At 46.1% G+C, this 1,601-nt stretch carries 2 protein-coding genes; both read right to left on the bottom strand.

Annotated elements, in window-relative coordinates; translation table 11 throughout:
• Nucleotides 1–271 (bottom strand): hypothetical protein (locus F6K37_RS41545; protein WP_287257104.1); only part of this gene is annotated, 271 nt, incomplete at its 3' end.
• Nucleotides 272–351: 80 nt separating this feature from the next.
• Entirely contained in the window at nt 352–1,290 is a 939-nt protein-coding gene (locus F6K37_RS41540) for a hypothetical protein (protein WP_287257103.1), read from the bottom strand.
• Between the last annotated feature and the right edge of the window lie 311 nt (nt 1,291–1,601).

Raw genomic sequence — 1,601 nt, 5'->3', positions numbered from 1 at the left:
TCCTAGGAGGCGCGCCTATCGGCAAAGCCGACGCGGGGCGCGAACGGGCGCGCACCACGATATCAACAATGGTTACTGCTCGAAATTCGTCTACCCAATTAATTCTGATCGGTAGATTGGATGAGGGCTTGTTGGAGTTTCGACCTAAGGCACAGAGCGTAAAAATCCCAAAAGGCGCGTGCCTCTGAGTTGGGTAGACTAGTAGTACCTGGAAACCCAGGAGAGAATTGAGAAACTCCAGATATCTCCCCTGGGATTGAAATAGATTCACTTTGAACACCTTAAACACCTTGAGCACCTTTTTATACCGTTTTTTAAACAAAACTGATTTAAAACTTCAATTCAACACTACTAGGAGCGCTTCTTTCTAGCTTGTTTTTGAGCTTCCTCACTGTTTTTTCGATAAAGTATAACCCGATAACGAGCTATCTGGTAGCGTTGGTCATCAGGTTTTACCGTCTCCATTAGATTTGATGCCCGTTCCCACTTAGCTGCCACATCTAACCATTGAGCTGAGGTTTCGACACTTTCACCTGCTGCCGCTGCTTCTTGAGCTAGGCGCATTGCTTCAGTAAAGGGGTCCCGAGTAAAGGGGGGGTCTGGATTACTAGAAGATCCCGATGAAGAAGAATTGGCTGGGTCTTTTGCCGAATGGTCGGCTTGAGTTGGGTTTAGGGATTCGATTTCCCTCCCAAACCAATCATTCAGTAACCAACCTACTAGGATCAGGAATAAACCCAAACCTAACCCAATCACAACACCTTGCCGCAATCGACCTTTTTTACGTAGTTGACTGTAAGAAGCTGGCGGTAAGACCAGTTGCTGACTCGGTAGTTTTTTTTGGCTCAGTTGACGGGAAAATCCTGGTGTTAGAGCCAGTTGCTGGCTCGGTAGGTTTTGGCGATTGTTGAAGGTTTGAGCCAGTTGCTTGAAGAAATTTGGCCTAGTAAGGGTTATGTCTTCGTACCACAACAGCTGATTGTCTGGGTCACGGCTAATTTCTTCTAACCAGAGTAATTGTTCCTCTCGCACGATGCGGCTGTTGATCCTGACACGACGAATGTTACGCGGTGAAATTTCTTCCAGAATTTCCTGGATTTGACTGACTAGAATCGATTGTTCCAGCTGTTCCGGTTTTGCTGCTTCACACAAAACTTGCAATACGCCATCAGCCAGAATGGCTCTAGTTCTCACCCCAAAATCGGCTAATCGTTCATTCAGTGTTTGAATAATTGCCACCACGCTACCCTGGTGGGCTTGTCTAGCAATATCTTCCATGGTACCAGACATTTTTTTTAGCTATGACATTGGATTAGTGTGTTTGACTTTACTTAATATAGTTTTTCCCTTTAGAGTACCAGGATCTTCCATTAGTGCATGTATTGTTAATTTTTCTTGCCCCGTGGAGACCACTGCTAAAACCCAGGTGGATATAGTAATTATCAGAATCATGAGGTACACAGTTTTTTTTATTCCCCCTACCAGTCCCGGAAAACCATACTCGATCAACTCTCCCGGTGCGCTTACAGTCGTCGAATTAAATTCCCATGGTAGTGCGCGACCCAAGGCCGGGGAACCCGGCCTTGGGTCGCGCCTTCAGA

Source organism: Moorena sp. SIO4E2, from assembly GCF_010671945.1.
Taxonomy (GTDB): Bacteria; Cyanobacteriota; Cyanobacteriia; order Cyanobacteriales; family Coleofasciculaceae; genus Moorena; species Moorena producens.
Note: the sequence above shows the minus strand (reverse complement) of the source record. Positions and strands in the feature narration are given on the sequence as shown.

Bases quoted from the DNA above. Each gene is read 5' to 3' on its own strand.
- F6K37_RS41540 (WP_287257103.1), bottom strand. From the start codon at position 1,290: ATGTCTGGTACCATGGAAGATATTGCTAGACAAGCCCACCAGGGTAGC.